The organism is Congregibacter litoralis KT71, from assembly GCF_000153125.2.
Classification (GTDB): Bacteria; Pseudomonadota; Gammaproteobacteria; order Pseudomonadales; family Halieaceae; genus Congregibacter; species Congregibacter litoralis.
Window position 1 is genome coordinate 4,000,273 of sequence record NZ_CM002299.1, and the last position, 18,219, is coordinate 4,018,491.

An 18,219-nucleotide genomic window follows, 5' to 3' on the forward strand; every position below is an offset into this window, starting at 1 on the left:
ATCATCGTGATCCCGTCATCAGTTGCTATCGCCACGCTCATCGCTGACCCCGCCCTAATCATGACGCGCGGCGACAATCATGTAGTTGACGCTCGTATCATCCGTGAGGCTGTAAGACCGCGTGAAGGGGTTTACGGCAACGCCCGCCGACTTCAGGGGCGTTAAGCCCGCAGCCGTCAACATCCTACGGGTCTCCTCCGGGGTTACAAACTTCCGCCACTGATGGGTGCCTTTGGGCAGCCAACGCAGGACATACTCGCCACCGATGATGGCGAATAGCCAGGATTTGAAGTTCCGGTTCAGGGTCGCGACGATTTGCACACCCCCGCCCGCAACGCAGGCACCGCAGGACGCCATAAATGCATCGAGGTTTTCCACGTGCTCAACGACTTCCATGTTCAGCACCACGTCGAACTGTCGGTGCGCAACGCTGTCGATGTCGCCGTGAATGTATTCGATAGCCAGGTCCTCTGCAGCGGCGTGCTCCATCGCGATAGCAATGTTTCGCTGCGCGGGATCCACCGCGGTGACCACGGCACCGGCACGGGCCATCGCCTCCGAAAGCAGTCCGGCACCACAGCCGATATCAAGCACGGTCAAGCCTTTTAGTGGCGCCTGCGACGTTTTCAAACCGAAGTGCTCAGAAACCGCCTCCACCACAAAGGGCACTCTCAAGGCATTCAGGCGATGGAGGGGCCACATGGGACCCTTGGGGTCCCACCAGGTCGCCGCGAGGGCGTTGTAGCGCTTGATTTCTTCGGCGCTGACGGACATCCGAGGATCTGACGCTGGCGCGTTCATACACTGTCTCCGCGTTTATTTGTGGTTTGCTGCTTGAGTTATTCACATTGTTTACGTGATCGCCTTAGCTGCGGGTTTACCCTGTTCAAGAACCGTCCGGCTCGTCTGCATTATCATGGCGCAATTCGGACGACAGGTTCCTCGAGATGCCTCACGCCAGACGAGTCTCACACCGGGAGTAAATTTATGCCCAACGCCCCTTTCCCCGGCGATCTCCCCATCATCCAGGCGCCCATGGCCGGAGTGCAGGACAGCGCACTGACCATCGCGGTCTCAAGGGGCGGTGGCGTGGGCTCCCTGCCCTGCGCCATGCTATCGGCGGTCGCGCTTATCGAGGAACTTGAAGCGATCAGGGCCTCGGGCATCACGCTCTACAACCTGAATTTCTTCTGCCATCGACCGCCACTGCGGGATGCACAGGTAGAGGCGCGTTGGCGCGGGGCCCTTGCCCCCTACTTCCGCGAGTATCAGATAGACCCCACAAGCATCCCCGAAGGCGCCGGTCGGGTGCCCTTTTCATCGGAGACCCTCGCGCTGATCGCAGGCTTTGAGCCCCCGATTGTGAGTTTCCATTTTGGACTTCCGGACCGCGGCAGTATCGATGGGATTAAGTCCTGGGGTGGACAAATCTGGTCGTCGGCAACCACGGCAGATGAGGCGCGGTGGCTGATGGATCACGGTGCAGACGCCATCATTGCGCAAGGCATCGAGGCCGGGGGCCACCGCGGCATGTTTCTCACGCGGGATTTAGGATCGCAGCTTGGGACCATGACGTTACTCGAGGCCATTCAGCGTGCCACTACCCTGCCGGTCATTGCCGCTGGTGGTCTTTCAACGCCGGAGCAAGCTCGCGAAGCACTGGACGCCGGCGCCTGGGCCGTACAGGCAGGGACCGCCTATCTGTGCTGCAACGAAGCCAAGACCACCCAGATCCATCGCAACAGGATCGAGAAAAGCGCCGCCGACGACACACAGCTTACAAACCTGCTATCCGGGGGTGTGGCACGGGGGATACCGAATCGTCTGATGCGCGACCTGGGACCCATGAGCGAGCTTGCGCCTCCCTTCCCCCTGGCGTCCACTGCCCTGGCGCCTCTTCGGGCTGCAGCGGAAGCCCGGGGCAGGGATGACTTCTCACCCCTCTGGTGTGGCACGCAAACTGCCGGTTGCCGAGCGGTCAGCGCCGGGGAACAAACACGCTGGCTTGCCGGTTGTAAGGATTGAATACGGTCTTTAAGGGAGTGAACGTACTGAGGGCGTGAAAGGCAAAAGCGGAACAACGGGACCACGCTTTTTAAAAAACGCGTCAACACGCTTCCTAGGATACGTACTCATCGAGAAAGCGCTGCACCTCATTGCGCAGAGGCCCTTTGAAAGCGGAGGCCATCAATCCAAGCTCCACACTGACCAGCACATCCGCATCCGACAGGGTGAGTTTGCCATCGACACCTGCACCCTTGATGCGCACGGAATCACCTTCCCAGCGGGCACGCACACCGTGGGTGCCCTCCAACTGTTTGGCAAGGCCCTCTGCGGCTTCCCGAAGCTCGGCTTTGTCCATGCTGTGCGGCTTGCGAATCTGAAATCCTGCCACCCTGGCTCACCTCGTTATTGTTTTGCGCAGTATAGGTCAGCTGCGCACGCCGCGCATGGCGAGCCAGTTGCCCAGGAGCACCAGGGACAGCCCCGCCGCAGACCAAAGCGTCCATGCGTAGCCTTCAAGGACGCTGGAGACCAGCAATGCCACGATGGGAAAAAGCAAAGTCGTATAGGCAGCGCGATCGGGTCCGATGCGACCGATGAGAGACACATAGGCCCAGAAAGCGAGCACTGTTGCGAAAAATGCCAGATAGGCCAGGGAGCTGAGATAATCGCGACTCAGATCGACGACGATGGGAATGTCCAGCAGCAGCGCAGCCAGATACAGCGTGCATCCCCCATAAAACATACCCCAGGTATTGCAGGTCAGTACCGGCAGTCCCCGGCGAAGACTGCCCGCTGCCACAAGATTGCCCGCAGAGGCGCAGAGTGTCCCCAGAAAACACAGCAGCAAAGCCTGCAGTCGCGGATCCGAGCAGCCCAGGGTTTCCAGTTCGGGGTAAAACAGTGCCGCCATGCCCAGGAGACCCAGGAGGCCGCCCACCACCACCGGTGCGCGAAGGGGCATGTTGAGGAACAGCGCCCCACCGAGGGCGTTGAGCGCCACCATGGTGGAAAAAATCACCGCAATCAGTCCCGAGGACAAATCCGCGGTCGCCGCATAGATAAACAGATAGTTACAGGAAAAGAGACACAGACCCTGAAAAAAGATCCGCAAATGATTCTGCAGACTGAGGCGCACAAAGCCCTGGGTCAGTTGCGTGAGCACCGCGCAAAAAACCGCCGCCAGCGCCATGCGGTGAGCGATGGATACCAGGGGATCCACCGTTCCCAGCTGATACTTGATGGCAAACCAGCTGGTACCCCAGATCAGGACGGTCACTGCGTATAAAAGAACAGTCTGCATGACGGGAATTGGATACAGGCTCAAATAATTGCGCCGCATGCTAGCACGGGGGTTCGGCCCCAAGGTCCTATGCTTTTATACTGTGCCCCATGACAACACCGACCGATATACCTGCCATCCGTCACGCCGACGGTAAACGCCGCTTTCTGTTTGAGCATATGGACCTCCGGGGGGAGATTGTTCACCTGGACCAGGTGATCAGCGACGTGAGCGATATTCACAGTTATCCCGCGGGCGTCAGCCGCCTGCTCGGCGAATTTCTCGTGGCCTCGGTGCTCCTCGCCAGCACGCTTAAATTCCGGGGCAGTCTCACGGTGCAGGCGCGCAGCGACCGGGAAGTACCCCTGATCATGGCCGAGTGCAGCAGCGAGCTGACCGTTCGGGCGATTGCCCGGGGCGCCGAGGGCGCAACCTCTGACAGTTTCGATGCGCTCCTCGGTGGCGGCCAGCTGGTGCTCACGGTGACTCCCGAGCGGGGCAAGCAATATCAGGGCATCGTGCCCCTGACCGGTGATTCCCTCGCCAGCAGCCTCGACAGCTACTTCAGTCAGTCGGAGCAGCTACAAACCCGCCTTCATCTCAGCAGCGACGGATCCCGCGCCGCGGGCCTGCTCCTGCAGCAGCTGCCGCCGCAACTGGAGGGCAACGCCGCCAACCGTCAGGAGCAGTGGGATCGGGTGTGCATGCTGGCGGCAACCCTGGGCGGCGACGAGCTCATCGGGCTGGGCGACGCGACGCTTTTACACCGTCTTTACCACGAAGAGGTTTTGCGTCTTTTTGACCTTGAGCCTGTGCGCTTTCGCTGCAGTTGCAGTCAGGATCGCACTTTGGCCGCCCTGGCCACCCTCGGCGATCAGGAAATCCGCAACATCATCGAGGAGCAGGGGGCGGTCACCATGGATTGCGAGTTCTGCAATCAGCGTTACCAGTTCCGCGAGAGCGATCTCCGGGGGCTTTTGAGCTCTGGGGATGACGCCCCGATTCACTGAAAAAAGTGAGAATTGGCGCACTGTCGTCCGGTTCACAATCCCCCCACGATTCGCCATAATACCGGCCCCAAATTGAGCGGTAAGACCCCAGCCAGCGTGCCCGTTCCCCCCGGAAAGCCCATCACAACCGTGAGAAGCCCGGGACGGCAGTAGCACTCAGCACAACGCTCCGACATGCCAACACAGGATCCCTCTGCATGAGCGCCAGTAACTCCACCCCGCAGGAATACGTAGACCTGCAGCCCGCCGACTTTATCGAAGAGGCCCTTCGCCGCGGTGAAGGCACCCTCACCGATACCGGCGCTCTGCTTGTCACCACGGGCAAGCGCACGGGCCGCTCTCCCGGTGATCGCTTTGTTGTTCGCGAGCCCAGCTGCGAGGACGCCGTCGATTGGGGCAGCGTGAACCGGCCTTTTGACGCGGATAAATTCGATGCGCTCTGGGAGCGTGTGGAAAGCTACCTCAGCGAGCACGATCGCTTTATTTCGCACCTCCACGTTGGTGCCCACAGCGACCACTATCTTCCCCTGCAGGTCACTACCCAGTGGGCCTGGCACGGTCTGTTTGGCCGCAACATGTTCATCAAACCCGAAGAGTACAACCCGGGCCGCAAGCCCGAGTGGTCTGTGATGAACGTCCCGGAGTTTGTTTGCGAGCCTGAGCGTGATGGCACGGCTTCGGAAGCCACCGTCATCGTCAACTTTGCCCAGCGCAAGATCCTGATTGCGGGCATGCGCTACGGCGGCGAAATGAAAAAATCGGTTTTTTCCGTGCAGAACTTCCTCCTGCCGGAAAAAGACGTCATGAGCATGCACTGTTCCGCTAATGTGGGCGAGGATGGCGACACCACCCTGTTCTTCGGTCTGTCCGGTACGGGTAAAACCACCCTGTCTGCAGATCCCGACCGCTACCTCATCGGCGATGATGAGCATGGCTGGACCCGCGGTGCGGTGTTTAATCTTGAGGGCGGTTGCTACGCCAAAACCATCAACCTCAGTCAGAAGAACGAACCCATTATCTGGGATGCCATCAAGTTTGGCGCAATCGTGGAGAACGTCGTCGTCGACGAGAATCGCCACGCAGATTATGACGACACCAGCCTCACGGAGAACGGCCGCTGCTGCTATCCCCTGGTGCACGTACCCAAGCGAATCGAGGCCAACGCTGCCGGTGAGCCCAAGTGCGTCATCTTTTTAACCTGCGATGTGTCCGGCGTTTTGCCTCCCATCTCGATACTGTCAAAGGAAGCCGCTGCCTTTCACTTCCTCAGCGGCTACACCGCGAGGGTTGGCTCCACGGAGGTGGGTGCTGAAGCCGGAATCCACCCCACTTTTTCCGCCTGCTTTGGTGCACCGTTTATGCCCCGCCCGGCCAGCGACTACGCAGAGCTCCTGATGAAGCGCATCGAAGAGTTCGGCAGTCAGGTGTATCTGGTGAATACTGGCTGGACCGGCGGCTCGGGATCTGCCGGTGGCTCCGGCTCCCGCTTCCCGATTCCCGTCACCCGCGCCGTTATCAGCGCTGCCGAAAGCGGCGCACTGCTGGACGCACCGCGCGGCCATCTGGATATCCTCAACCTCGATTTCCCCACGGAGATCCCCGGCGTGGATGCGCAGTTTGTGAATCCCCGGGAGAACTGGGGCGACACCGCCGCCTACGACGCCCAGGCCAACAAGCTCGCGACGCTGTTTCAGGAGAATATCAAAAAGTTTGATGCGGGCTCGGCAATTGTGGCGGCGGGACCTCAGCCGACAGCGTAAGGCTTCCTATCTACAGACCGCGCAGCGGTCGCAATGGTAACGGGCGCTTCGGCGCCCGTTTTAGTTACCGCTCACGAATTGTGCAAAAGTCCACAGATGCACCGCCGTAATTAGTATGTTTGTTCTAATTTATTTCCCTAAAGTGACTGATATTGGAGCTGCGGAGGGTTACTCCGCACCATAAACATCAGACTTTTTAGGAGTAAACACCATGGCTGAAGCCAAAAAAGCAGCACCCAAGCGCAAGACTACTGCCAAGAGCAAGACCACTGCGAGAACCACTGCCAAGCGTAAGCCTGTAGCCCGCAAAGCAGCTACTGCCCGCAAGACTGCGGTCAAGAAAACTGCTAGCCTCCAGAACCGCGTAAGCGAAGCAAGCCGCAACGCGTTTCTGGCAAGCCTTGGCTTTTACGGTATGGCATTTGATCAGTTCCAGGGCCAGATCAAGACCGTCGAAAGCGAACTGAACGCGCGTCGCAAGAAAGCGGACAAGCTCTACGCCGACATGGTCAAGCGTGGCCAGAAAGTCGAGAAGCAGGCGAAGACTGCCATCGACGACATCGATCTGCCCAAGCTCGACGTTGCTGCACTGGATCGCGCCAAGCTTGAAGCACAGCTGGAAAAAGCCCGTGCACGCTTCGCTGAGCTGAAAGATAGCGTTGGTTTTAAAGCCGCTGCCTGATTACCCGAACGGGTTCACTGTCCCCGACCTGGGGATTTTTTGGGGGTCACATTGTGACCCCCTTTTTTTTGGCTTTTTACGCTGCGCTGAAAATATCGTCTGCTAGACTTCCTCCGCAGAGCGCCATAAACGCCTGGCCCAACCGCGCCTAAAATGCCTGTACTGAGGCTTCACGGTGGCCCTCACCACCCTTGAGCGCCCTACGCCAAGCTTAATGGCAAGCGCAAAGGCAATCACGCAAAGGAAGCACGATGACAGACGATAAGAGCAAAGTTACCGACAAAGCCGGCGAGATCGCGAAAAACATCTGGCTCGCCGGCGTAGGCGCCTATGGCCGTGCTGTGGATGAAGCCCAGGGCCGCCTGGAAAAAGCCGGCGTTGAACCGCCAAAGTTGTTTCGCGAGCTGGTGAAAGCCGGCGCTGCCCTCGAGGACGAAGCCCGGGATGCCATCGAAGCCGGCTCATCGGCGCGCAGTTCTGTGGAAGATCGCATCAACCGCGTCCGGGAGAACTTTAATCTCCAACGTCCGGCGCGGGGCGAGGACCTTCTGGCCCTCCACGAGAAAATCGACCGTCTGGCCAATCGCGTTGACGCACTCACGGCCGCCCTCGCTGCCAGCGGCACGGTAAAAACACCGCGCAAGGCGCCTGCCAAAAAGAAGACCTCCGCCCGGGCGAAAAAGTCACCGGCGAAAAAGCGTCCCGCCGCGAAGAAGCCCCAAACCGCCAAGAAAGCGCCCACCCGAAGAAAGTCGCGCTAACGCACAGCTGACCCACGGTGAAAACCCGGGATCGTATTCTCGTCACCAGCCTTCGTCTGTTTAATGAGGAAGGCGAGGCCCACGCGACGACCCTCGATATTGCGGGAGAGCTGGATATCAGTCCGGGCAACCTCTATTACCATTTTAAGGGCAAGGACCAGATCATTGCCGAGCTCTTTGAGCAGTTTCAGCTGGCACTGACACAAACCCTGAATGCCCCCGTGGAGCAGCCGCTGCATCAACACAAGGGTCGGATTGAGGACAACTGGTACTACCTGTACGTGGTCCTTGAAGAACTCTATCTCTACCGTTTTTTCTACCACAATCTGGATGATCTCATGCGGCGCTATCCCACCCTGGTGCGAGGCTTTCGTCGCATCCTGGCGGCAAAACGCGCCGCGCTCCGGGCAATCATCGGCAGCCTCTTCGAGGAGTCAGAAACTGAGCTCGGCAAGGTGCAAATGGACGCCCTGGTAGAAAACATGACGCTTCAGCTTACCTACTGGCTGAGCTACGACCGCCTTATTCATGATGAGAGCGACGCTCAGCGCTGCATTCATCAGGGCGTGCTCCAACTGCTCACCATGATCGCGCCCTATCTCGGAGAAGAGCAAATGGACTTCTACCGCGAATGCGAAATGATTTTTGACGGCATGATGGATGCCCGGGATTCGTGAACCACAGTGAAGTAGCGCCCTCAGACGCAATGGTAGACAGTAGCACCGCTTGATAGGCAGAATCGGTCCCCCTTTTGAGTAACCCGGTAAGGAAAAGCAGATGAGTATTTCCGTTGGCGACAAAATCCCTTCTGGCAAGTTGCAGGTAATGGGCGAAAACGGCCCGACACCCGTGAGCACCGATGAGCTGTTCTCCGGCAAAAAAGTCGTTTTGTTTGCCGTGCCCGGCGCCTTCACCCCGGGATGCTCCATGACCCATCTCCCGGGATACGTGGTGAATGCCGACAAAATCCTCGCGTCAGGCGTGGATACCATTGCCTGTCTTTCGGTGAACGATGCCTTTGTGATGGATGCCTGGGGTAAGGCGCAAAACGCAGAGCACATCATGATGCTCGCCGATGGCAATGGCGATTTCACCAAAGCCCTTGATCTGGAGCTGGACGGCCGGGGCTTTGGCATGGGCCTGCGCAGCCAGCGCTACGCCATGATCGTAGAGAACGGAACCATAACCACCCTGAATGTGGAACCCGGCGCAGGCGTGGATGTCAGCGCCGCCGAAACCATCATGGAAGCGCTCTGAAGCGCCATGAGCAGACAACTGACCCTGGAAACACGCCGCGACGCCTTTGACCAGCTTCGGGTGGTCGAAGCTGTCCTGCCGGAAAAACTCGAAAAAGGCCAGGTGTTGCTGGAGGTCGATCGCTTTGCCCTCACCGCCAACAACATCAGCTACTGTCACGTGGGTGACTTGCTGGGCTACTGGCGCTTCTTCCCCACGGGAGACGAGGCCTGGGGCCGCGTGCCGGCCATGGGCTATGCCACCGTCGCAGATAGCGCCCACCCGGAAGTGTCGGCAGGTGAGCGGGTCTGGGGCTTTTTCCCCATGTCCACACACCTGCTCATCAACGCCGGCAAGACTAATGAATACAACTTTTGTGATGTGTCGGAGCACCGCGAAGGCCTCGCCCCTATCTATGCACAGTTCCAGCGGGCAGCAAAAAACCCGATTTATGAGACGTCCCGCGAGGAACAGGACAGCCTGTTACGCGGGCTGTACCTCACCTCCTGGCTGTGTGAAGACTCCCTGTTTGACAACGATTTCTATGGGGCCAGGGACTGCCTGATTACCAGCGCATCCAGTAAAACCTCCATCGCCCTGGCGCAGGCCGTACAGGCGCGGGGGGCCTTGCGCAGCGTGGGACTGACTTCCGGACGCAACAAGGCATTTTGCGAAGCGCTGGGGTGCTACGATGTTGTGGCCACCTACGACGATATTGCCAGCCTGCCAAAGAATCCCGCCGTGAGCGTGGATATGGCCGGTGATCGCGCCGTTAATAAGGCGCTGCACAGTCATTACAGCGATGAGCTGCGCTACGCCTGCCTCGTGGGCGCTACACACCAGGACGGCCCCATGGGCGCGGGAGAGCCTTTACCCGGACCGCAACCGGAGCTGTTTTTTGCCCCCACACAGGCCGCGAAGCGCAGCAAGGAGTGGGGCCCCGCCGAAATGGAAAAGCGCATCGCCGAGAGCTTCGTGAATTTCCGGCGCTTTGCTGACAGCTGGCTTAAGATCCGGCACTTCGACGGCGAGGCGGCTGCGCAGGAAGCCTTCCTGAACGTGCTCCAGGGCAAAGCCTCACCGGATGAGGGCTACACCGTATCGCTGCGTGGGGATTAATCTCGCCCCGACACCCCGAGGCCAGGTGCACCGGGAGAATGCACCGGAGAGTCCGAGCGGGCGGCCAGGACATTCAGCAGCCCGCCGGCAGCAATAGCAAACAGGCAGTAACCCAGAAAAAACCAGAAGCCCTGTTCCAGCTGCGCGTCCATAATCAGCAGCTCGCCCACGTGGTTGGACGCCCTCCCCGCCATAAAGGCGATAAGCATGGCCATGACAAACACATCCGCCATGGACCACTTTCCCAGCGCGGCATTGAGTTTCAATAAACGCGAGGCGTAGGGCGCGGGCAGCAACAATGCACAGGCCTGAAACAGCAGCTTCAGCACCGGTATCACCACGCTGAAACTGACGATCATCACGGCCACCAGCAGATTGCCGTTATCCGCAAGCTCGCGGGACATACCCAGAATGGAGCGGGTGCTCCGATAAGCCTCGACGCGACCTTCGATCTGGTCCAGGCCCATCATGCGCGCCATGGCATTGAGCATGTCCCGGGTTTGACTGTTACCGTTCTCGCCGGCAATAAGATCAATACCAAAATCTGCGAGTTCGGCTTTTTCCAGTTCGCCGCTGAGCGTGAGTACCGGCTGGGTTATCCCCGGATAGAGTAGCCCCAGGGATCCGATAATCACAGCGAGACCGAGAACCCGCGTCGCTGTTGTCATAGCACCATTACTCCGAAGCACACCAGGGTGACCACCGCTGCGGCAATGAAATTAAGCATGAGGCCCTCCCGGGCCATACGCGTAGTCTTGATCAGACCGGAACCAAAAACCACGCTGTTGGGGGCGGTGGCCACAGGCAGCATGAAGGCACAGCTCGCGCTCATCGCCGCGGGCACCATGATCAACTCCGGTGGCAGAGAGGCGGCCAGGGCTGCGGCAGCGAGCACTGGCATGAGCAGCGTAGTGCTGGCGGTATTGCTGGTAGCTTCCGTCATAAAGGTGACCGCAAGGCACACCACCAGAATCAGCAGGATGGTTGGCATATCAATGAGGGACGCCAGCGCCTGGCCCAGCACATCGCTCAAGCCCGAGGCAACGAAACCCTTGGCCAGGCAAATACCACCGGCGAACAGCAGGAGTACGCCCCAGGGAATTCGACTTGCCTGCTCCCAGTCCAACAGCCGACCACCGCGACCATTGGGTACCACGCACATCAGTACGACCGCGAGGAGCGCTACGGAGGCATCGTTAGCCTGGGGCAAGTCCAGCAGCGCGCGCCAGCCGCCGAAAGGCTCGCTGCGGGTGATCCAGGCAAGCGCCGTCAGTCCGAACACCGCGAGCACCCGCCGCTCTTCCGAGCGCCAGGCCCCCACCACCGGCAGCTCGAGACTGGCACTGCGCTCAATGCCCCGGGTAAGGGACCAGGCCATGGCGGGAACCAGGAGCAGCACCACAGGCACACCCCAGCTCATCCACCGGGTAAACGACATCTCCTCACCGGTGTACTCCTGGTAGACCTGCATAAAAATCAGGTTGGGGGGCGTGCCTATGGGCGTGCCCACACCACCCACACTTGCGGCATAGGCCAGTCCGAGAAGCAGCGGCACGGCAAGGCGCTCTTTGTCTTCAGACCCCTCGAGCATGGCCAGGGCCACGGGCAACAGCATCAGGGTGGTCGCAGTATTGGAAATCCACATGCTCAGCACCGCCGCCGCGGCCATAAAGCCGAGCACTAGACGCCGGGGGCTTTTCGCACCAAAAAGATGGATCATCCCCAGGGCAATACGTCGGTGCGCGCCACTGCTCTCCATGGCCTGAGACAGGAGAAATCCGCCAAGGAGCAGGAGGATCAACGGCGAGCCATAGGCCTCGCCCACCTCCGCCGGCGTCAGGACACCGGCGAGGGGCAGGACCGCAAGGGGAATGAGCGAGGTAACGGGAATCGCAATGGGTTCAAAAATCCACCACACGATACAGATAACGGCCACAGCCAGGACCACCGCCACCGCCTGGCTTTGCCCTGCTCCCATAGCCAGCAGGGCCGCAGCGAGCGCCAGCATCGGGCCCGCATAAAAAGCGATGGCTCGCATCACCGCGCCACCGCCTCAGAATCCTGCGGACGAAGCAAGCGTGGGGACGCGAAAAAACCATGGCAGAGAAAAAACAGAAAAAAGAAGCTCATAGATGCTCATCGTGTCCCAGAGAACACGAGGTGTAAAGCGTGCTGAACCCTTGGTCGCGACGTCCCAGAGAAGTACACTGCGCGCCATGCAAGAAAACACTCCGCAAACGCTTATTGATCGCTTTGGTCGACGCGTTGACTACCTGCGCTTGTCCGTGACGGACCGCTGCGATTTTCGCTGCGTGTACTGCATGGCCGAGGATATGCAGTTTGTTCCCAAGAGCGAAGTACTGACCCTTGAAGAGCTGGCTCAGGTAGCCCAGGCTTTCGTCAGGCTGGGGGTGCGCAAGATTCGCCTCACGGGCGGCGAACCCCTGGTGCGCCACAACATCATGGAGCTGGTGGAACAGCTCGGGGCCATGGAAGGTCTCGAAGAGCTGGTGATGACCACCAATGGGTCCCAGCTCCAGCGTCTGGCGCAGCCTTTGAAGGATGCGGGCGTCAAACGCCTGAATATCAGTCTGGACAGCCTGCAGCCCCGGCGTTTTCGGCAGATCACCCGGGTGGGACATCTGGAGCAGGTGATTGCCGGTATCGACGCGGCCTGCACCGCGGGCTTTGAGGGCATTCGAATCAATGCGGTGATTATGCGCGGCGATAACGACGACGAGATCCTGGAGCTGGTGGACTTTGTGCGGGACCGGGGCATCGATCTTGCCTTCATCGAAGAGATGCCCCTGGGCCGCATCACGGATCACGACCGGGCCCTGACCCTGGCGGACAGCGACTGGCTGCGGACTCAAATCGAAACACAGCACGGACTCATGGCTCTGGGCGACCCCGGGGGCAGCGCAGGTCCCGCCCGCATGTATGCCCTTGAGGGAAGCCGCAGTCGTATTGGTTTTATCTCGCCGCACAGCAATAATTTTTGTCACCTTTGCAATCGCGTGAGAGTAACCGTAGAAGGCCAACTGCTCCTTTGCCTGGGTAACGAACATTCCGTGGATCTTCGGGAACTGTTGCGCGCCCCGGGCAGCACCATGGCTGACCTGGAGCAGGCGCTGCTCGGCGCTATGGCGATCAAGCCCGAGCGCCACTACTTTGACAACAGCGAAGAGCCACAGATTCTACGCTTCATGAACGCGACGGGCGGTTAACAGGCGTCATCGCAACAGCTTAGGGAGAGCCCGAGGGCCGTGGATAAGAGAACCGAACTTGCTTCAATAGAGGCGATTGAAAGCGGCTTTGCCGAACTAGGCTATATCTGCAGCTCCCGCATTGCCACGGCGGTGTTCCTCGCGGGACAGCTGCGCAAACCCGTGCTGGTGGAAGGCCCTCCCGGCGTCGGCAAAACCGAACTGGCGAAGACCGCCGCAACGCTTTTGGGGCTACCCCTAGTGCGTCTTCAGTGCTACGAAGGTCTGGATGAAGCAAAAGCGCTGTACGAGTGGAAGTACGGCAAACAGCTGCTCTATACCCAGGTTCTCAAGGAGAAACTGGGCGACCTCCTGGACGGCGCGGAGGGTCTCGCGGAATCCGTAGAGCGCCTCCACCAGTTTGGCGACGTGTTCTATTCCGAGGAGTTCCTTGAGCCCCGGCCCCTGCTCCAGGCTATGGAGCACCCCGACGGCGCCGTGCTCCTCATCGACGAGATCGACAAGTCAGATCATGAGTTTGAATCCCTGCTGCTGGAAATCCTCTCGGACTACCAGGTATCCATCCCGGAGATTGGCACGATCAAGGCCAAATCCACACCCCTGGTCTTTCTTACCAGTAACAATACCCGGGACATTTCCGACGCTCTGAAGCGCCGCTGCCTACACCTGCACATCCCCTTCCCGAGCATTGATCTGGAGGAGCGCATCCTTGAAAGCCGCGTCCCCGAGGTTGAAGAGAGCTTGCGGCAGCAGCTGGTGGCCTTTGTCCACGCCGTGCGGGAACTGGACCTGAAAAAGCAGCCTGCGGTATCAGAGACCATCGACTGGGCCCGCAGCTTACTGCTGCTCCATGCCACGGAGCTGGAGCCGGAACTCCTTAAGGGGACCCTCAATGTCCTGCTGAAGTTTGAACAGGACATCGAGGCCACGGAGGCGGAGCTCGGCAGCATTCTTCGCACCCTGGAAAAGGCGTCGGAAAACGCCTGATGCAGTCGAGCCTGCTCCGCTTCATTGAGATTCTGCGCAGCCACGCGCTGCCGGTTTCCCCTGCGGAGACTCTGGACGCAGCCGCAGCGATGGACGTCGTGGGTTACGGCGATCGAAACACCCTGCGCAATGCCCTCGCCATGACCCTGGCCAAAAGTGATCGGGAAGAGCACACCTTCTTTTACTGCTTTGATCAGTTTTTTGATCAGCAGGCTGCTGATTTCAGCACCGACAACAGTGCCGAAAGCGAGGACGCAGCAGGGGAAGGCGCCAGTGACAGCGCCGACGGTGCGGCAAAAGACAGTCCCGAAGAAGCCGGCAGCGGTGCCGGGCAGGCAGCCGGGGGCGGAGGTTCTGCTACGGATGCTGCGGAACTTGCCGCAGCAGCGGGCAGTTCGCCCTCCCTGAAGGAGTTACTGGACGGCGAGCTTCTCCCCGCGCTTCTTGAAAACCAGCGGGGCAGCCTGAGTACTGCCATGCGCCGTGCGGGACAGGATGCCGGACTCAGCAACATCCGGCTGTTTACCCAAAAAGGCCAGTACACCCGCAGGATTCTCGATTCCCTGGGCGAAGACCTGATTCGCGATGCGGTGATTGAGCTGGAACAGGCCGAGTCTCCCGCCCTGGACACACTCCGTCGCTATCGCGACGTGCTCCGGGAACAGGTAAAAGATTACGTGGAGCAGCAGTACCTCATGAACGCTGAGGGGCATAACAGCGCTTTCATGGAAGATGTGCTCAGCAAGACGCGACTGTCCAACATCGACCGGCGCCACCGGGACCAGGTACAGGCTCAGGTTCGACGTATGGCCCGCCGTCTGGCCAGTCGCCACAGCGCCCGTCGCCGACCGGTGAAGCGGGGCCAACTGAACATGGGTAAAACTCTCCGCGGAGGCATGGCCCACGACGGCATACTGTTTAAAACCCATTGGCGTTCGCGAAAACGGGATAAAGCCCAACTGCTGGCGGTATGTGATGTGAGCGGATCCGTTGCCGCCTACGCCAGTTTCCTGCTGATGTTTCTCTACAGCCTCCAGGACGTGCTGCCCCGCACGCGGAGCTTTGCTTTTTCCAGTCATCTGGGGGAAATCAGCGAGCTTTTCCGGGATGAGCCTCTGGAGCGCGCCATCGAACTGGCAAACTGGCGCTATGGCGGCGCCACGGACTACGGCAGCAGCCTTCGCGATTTTTCCCGCCTGGCTTTAGACGACATCAACCGCAACACATCGGTTATCATTCTCGGCGATGCGCGAAACAACCGGGGCGACCCGGAACTGGAGATCATGCAAAGCATTTATCAGCGTAGCAAACAGGTGATCTGGCTGAATCCGGAGTCGCGGCGGGCCTGGGGCACGGGCGATTCGGAGATGTTGCGCTACCAGACCGCCTGCCACTACTGCGCCCCCTGCAGCAACCTGCAACAGCTTGAGCGTGTCGTCGACCAGCTGCTCAAGAGTTTGCGCTAGGGTTGTAGCCGGCTCGGCGGCGCAACATGTCCCTCTCTCACGAACACATACCGCTTCCCTGCTCCCTTAAAGACAGGGTAGTTGAGCAGTTTTCCCCTCATGACGGGCCTCTCACCACGAATGCGCTGTCACGGGAAAAGCTCATTGAGTTTCTCGCCAAGAGTAAGGACACGGACAGCTCCCCTCTGGCAACCATCAAGCGCCGAGCTGCCAAACAGAACCTGAAACCCGATCTCCGCCCGGAAGATCAGGCCATCCTGGTATGGGTCTGCGATGCCTTTGACGAATGGGAGGATCATTATCCCCTGGAGCAGCCGCTCAAGGATCACCTGAGGCGGCTCCTCCCGCTGGCCGTTGCCATGGCTCTCAAAGACGAGTCTTTTTACACGCCGGGTTCCCACAATCTCCATCGCCTCCTCGATGCCCTGCAAAACGGTGCCGTGGGCTGGCAGATGCGCCTGGACCGTGCCGGTCAGATGCTGGAGCAACGCATACAGCGCGCCGTGGAAAAAGCCCTGGACTGGTTCAACAACGAGCGCCTCGATATTGCTGCGATCACTCAGGAGCTGGTCGCTGCCAATGAGCGGGATGCCGCCCGCGCGCAGCGTATGGTGCAGCGCCTGGCAGAGACGGAGGAGGCACGGTTAAAAACCCTCTCCGCCCGTCGGGATGCAGCAAAGGACATCAACGCAGGACTGGAAAAGTATGAGCTCCCTGCCGCGATCGGTGAATTTCTTAAAGGCCCCTGGTACGACAGCGCTCAGCTGGTACTGGTCAAACACGGCGACAGGTCCCGGGAATGGGATCAGATGCGCCGGGCGACTATGCATCTCATGGAGTCCGTGCAGGCGCCGGACGATAGTGGCGATGCGGGTCGCGACCGCCAGGAACAGATTCTGCGTCATTTACCCGGAGAGCTCCGGCGCTGGCTCCTGAGCCTTGAGCATGACAGCGACGCCACAGACAGTGCCATCGGTCTTGTGGAGTACGCCCATCTGCGTATTCAACACGGACAAAAGCTTCAGCTTGTGCGTATCCCTCCTATCCCTTTGGAGAAAGAAGCGCCGCACCACGAAGAGAGCAATGACGAACCCTTAATCACAGGCGACTGGTTCCGCTTTGAGGACGATGAGGGCGAGCTTCGGGCTCAGCTGGTGTTACAGCTGGAAAAAGGACAACACCTGCTGTTCGCCAATTTTGTGGGGCTCAAGGCCCTGGATATTTCTCGCCGCGCCTTCAGCCAACGATTAAGCGATGCTTTTGCCGTGCGACTGCCCAACCGTGACAGCTTCAGCCTGAGTCTCGCCGCGGCGGCGGGCATCGACAGTGACGATCGTCTGCGCCAGCTCATCGACCCGAGCTACCGCCCCCCCCAGAACGAGGATGAGGGCGCGCCCGCTGAAACGCCTGCTCACGACGTCGAGCACGAGCCCGACGATGAAAGGCGTACACACCCCGATAGAAGAACTCACGACGAAGATCGACGGACTCATGAAGAGGACCGCCGAGCCCATGAGAGCCCGGAACCGCAACCGGAACCGGAAGCCACACCGGATATCAGCCATCGCGTGGAGAGCACCGAAGCAGAAAACTGGTCCGAGGACCTGCCAGACCTCAGTGACACGGAAAACTGGGACCCGGTTCTGGAGCCCCCGGAGGGTGCGGAGCTGGAATTAAGCCTCGATCTGGATGAGCCCGAGACGCCTGCCGCTGTGCCATCTCCCGAACCCACGCCAGGCAATCAGGGGGTTCCGGCTGCGGAGCCGCAGACCCCTCCATCGCCACCGCCATCGCCATCGCCGCCGCCTGCGTATGAACCGCCACCCGTGGCACCCCAAGCCCCGGTACCGCCTCCGGCGAGTTCTCCCCCTCCGGCGGCAGCACCACCGCCCGCAGCAGCAGCGCCAGCACCCCCGGCGCCACCTCCGGCACCGATGCAGCAGCCCACGGCTACGACTTCGCCAGCACCGGCGCCACCCACCCCGCCGCCCCTGGCACCGGTGGCGAGTCCCTCGCCTCAAAGCGTCGGTGGAAGCCCTGAACGGGAGGTGGATGTACCCATGGGGGCATGGCTTGGATTTCACGATGGCGAGACGCCCATCATGGCAAAACTCGCCGTTTTTGATCCCCGGCGGGACAACTACATTTTCGTTAACCGCAAGGGCATTGCTCTTAGGGAACTCAGCCGCTGGGAACTGCGGACACTGATTGATCAAGGGCTCGTGGACATTCTGGAGACCCGCTCTTACTTCCGTGATGAAGTGGAAAGGGCCCGGGAGGAGGGACAATGACGGGCAAGGACAAGCGACGTTTTTTCCGGCTCCCCGTAGCCTCGCGAGTGTTCATCGAGATTGAGTCACCTCCACCGGGGAGCATCGGTCCCGGCAAAGTCGCCCGCTGTGACACTCTGGACGTCTCCCACAGTGGCCTCAGGGTGCGTCTCGCTGAATCGGTCACCGTGGGCGCAATTCTGCAGATCGGGGTTGAGCTGCCCGGAGAGAGCGAGCCCTTTTATCTGGTAGGTCAGGTGCGCTGGCGCATGCGGGATAAAGAAAACCCCGGCAGCTGGATAGCCGGGTTTGAGGTGCTTAATGCCCTGGGCTCAGATATCGAACACTGGGAAGCGGCCTTGATGGAAATGGACGAACGGACTCCCTCGCCCTAGAGCCCTAGCCATCTACCCTT

General features: G+C 60.0%; 18 protein-coding genes. 13 read left to right on the forward strand and 5 right to left on the reverse strand.

Annotated elements, in window-relative coordinates; all coding sequences use genetic code 11:
* Nucleotides 1-54 precede the first annotated feature (54 nt).
* Nucleotides 55-801, reverse strand: coding sequence for a bifunctional 2-polyprenyl-6-hydroxyphenol methylase/3-demethylubiquinol 3-O-methyltransferase UbiG (ubiG, locus tag KT71_RS18105; protein ID WP_023660325.1), 747 nt, complete (start codon nucleotides 799-801; stop codon nucleotides 55-57).
* Between the two features lie 186 nt (nucleotides 802-987).
* Between ubiG and KT71_RS18110 the strand changes: the two genes are divergently transcribed.
* Nucleotides 988-2,025, forward strand: coding sequence for an NAD(P)H-dependent flavin oxidoreductase (locus KT71_RS18110; protein WP_008293876.1), 1,038 nt, complete (start codon nucleotides 988-990; stop codon nucleotides 2,023-2,025).
* 94 nt (nucleotides 2,026-2,119) lie between these two features.
* On the opposite strand, the gene KT71_RS18115 is transcribed toward KT71_RS18110, so the two are convergent.
* Both KT71_RS18115 and KT71_RS18120 read right to left on the reverse strand, forming a co-directional pair.
* Nucleotides 2,120-2,395 (reverse strand): polyhydroxyalkanoic acid system family protein, encoded by a 276-nt coding sequence (locus KT71_RS18115; protein WP_023660326.1) that lies wholly within the window; start codon nucleotides 2,393-2,395, stop codon nucleotides 2,120-2,122.
* Nucleotides 2,396-2,431: 36 nt separating this feature from the next.
* Nucleotides 2,432-3,331: a DMT family transporter gene (locus KT71_RS18120; protein WP_238549441.1), complete on the reverse strand. Its 900-nt coding sequence runs from the start codon at nucleotides 3,329-3,331 to the stop codon at nucleotides 2,432-2,434.
* Between the two features lie 65 nt (nucleotides 3,332-3,396).
* Between KT71_RS18120 and hslO the strand changes: the two genes are divergently transcribed.
* From hslO to KT71_RS18155, 7 genes are all read left to right on the forward strand, one after another.
* Complete coding sequence (hslO, locus tag KT71_RS18125) at nucleotides 3,397-4,296, forward strand: Hsp33 family molecular chaperone HslO (protein ID WP_008293873.1); 900 nt, start codon at nucleotides 3,397-3,399, stop codon at nucleotides 4,294-4,296.
* Nucleotides 4,297-4,493: 197 nt separating this feature from the next.
* Nucleotides 4,494-6,056 carry a phosphoenolpyruvate carboxykinase gene (locus KT71_RS18130; protein ID WP_008293872.1) on the forward strand — a complete coding sequence of 521 codons (1,563 nt, stop codon included), beginning with the start codon at nucleotides 4,494-4,496 and terminating at the stop codon, nucleotides 6,054-6,056.
* Between the two features lie 211 nt (nucleotides 6,057-6,267).
* Entirely contained in the window at nucleotides 6,268-6,738 is a 471-nt protein-coding gene (locus tag KT71_RS18135) for a hypothetical protein (RefSeq protein WP_008293871.1), read from the forward strand.
* Between the two features lie 251 nt (nucleotides 6,739-6,989).
* On the forward strand, nucleotides 6,990-7,499 hold the full coding sequence (locus KT71_RS18140; RefSeq protein WP_008293870.1) for a phasin family protein: 510 nt from the start codon (nucleotides 6,990-6,992) through the stop codon (nucleotides 7,497-7,499).
* A gap of 17 nt (nucleotides 7,500-7,516) precedes the next feature.
* A complete protein-coding gene (locus KT71_RS18145) occupies nucleotides 7,517-8,176 on the forward strand; it encodes a TetR/AcrR family transcriptional regulator (RefSeq protein WP_008293869.1) in 660 nt (219 codons plus the stop codon).
* 100 nt (nucleotides 8,177-8,276) lie between these two features.
* On the forward strand, nucleotides 8,277-8,756 hold the full coding sequence (locus KT71_RS18150; RefSeq protein WP_008293868.1) for a peroxiredoxin: 480 nt from the start codon (nucleotides 8,277-8,279) through the stop codon (nucleotides 8,754-8,756).
* 6 nt (nucleotides 8,757-8,762) lie between these two features.
* Entirely contained in the window at nucleotides 8,763-9,854 is a 1,092-nt protein-coding gene (locus KT71_RS18155; RefSeq protein WP_008293867.1) for a DUF2855 family protein, read from the forward strand.
* Here the strand turns inward: KT71_RS18155 and KT71_RS18160 are convergent.
* Both KT71_RS18160 and KT71_RS18165 read right to left on the reverse strand, forming a co-directional pair.
* The gene (locus tag KT71_RS18160; RefSeq protein WP_008293866.1) at nucleotides 9,851-10,522 is read right to left on the reverse strand and encodes a paraquat-inducible protein A; all 672 of its coding nucleotides are present in this window, start codon (nucleotides 10,520-10,522) and stop codon (nucleotides 9,851-9,853) included. The two genes, KT71_RS18155 and KT71_RS18160, sit on opposite strands and share 4 nt — an antisense overlap.
* Entirely contained in the window at nucleotides 10,519-11,892 is a 1,374-nt protein-coding gene (locus KT71_RS18165) for an SLC13 family permease (protein ID WP_008293865.1), read from the reverse strand. Before KT71_RS18165 ends, KT71_RS18160 begins: the two co-directional genes overlap by 4 nt.
* 178 nt (nucleotides 11,893-12,070) lie before the next feature.
* On the opposite strand from KT71_RS18165, the gene moaA reads away from it, so the two are divergent.
* From moaA to KT71_RS18210, 5 genes are read left to right on the forward strand one after another with little or no spacing between them, the layout of a single operon-like run.
* Nucleotides 12,071-13,081 carry a GTP 3',8-cyclase MoaA gene (moaA, locus tag KT71_RS18170; RefSeq protein WP_008293863.1) on the forward strand — a complete coding sequence of 337 codons (1,011 nt, stop codon included), beginning with the start codon at nucleotides 12,071-12,073 and terminating at the stop codon, nucleotides 13,079-13,081.
* A 39-nt stretch (nucleotides 13,082-13,120) separates the two neighbouring features.
* On the forward strand, nucleotides 13,121-14,068 hold the full coding sequence (locus KT71_RS18175; RefSeq protein ID WP_008293862.1) for an AAA family ATPase: 948 nt from the start codon (nucleotides 13,121-13,123) through the stop codon (nucleotides 14,066-14,068).
* Nucleotides 14,068-15,534: a VWA domain-containing protein gene (locus KT71_RS18180; protein ID WP_008293861.1), complete on the forward strand. Its 1,467-nt coding sequence runs from the start codon at nucleotides 14,068-14,070 to the stop codon at nucleotides 15,532-15,534. The genes KT71_RS18175 and KT71_RS18180 overlap by 1 nt, the downstream gene beginning before the upstream one ends.
* Before the next feature lie 26 nt (nucleotides 15,535-15,560).
* Nucleotides 15,561-17,825 carry a DUF1631 family protein gene (locus tag KT71_RS19890; protein ID WP_008293860.1) on the forward strand — a complete coding sequence of 755 codons (2,265 nt, stop codon included), beginning with the start codon at nucleotides 15,561-15,563 and terminating at the stop codon, nucleotides 17,823-17,825.
* Nucleotides 17,822-18,199, forward strand: coding sequence for a PilZ domain-containing protein (locus KT71_RS18210; protein ID WP_008293859.1), 378 nt, complete (start codon nucleotides 17,822-17,824; stop codon nucleotides 18,197-18,199). Before KT71_RS19890 ends, KT71_RS18210 begins: the two co-directional genes overlap by 4 nt.
* Nucleotides 18,200-18,219: the final 20 nt, after the last annotated feature.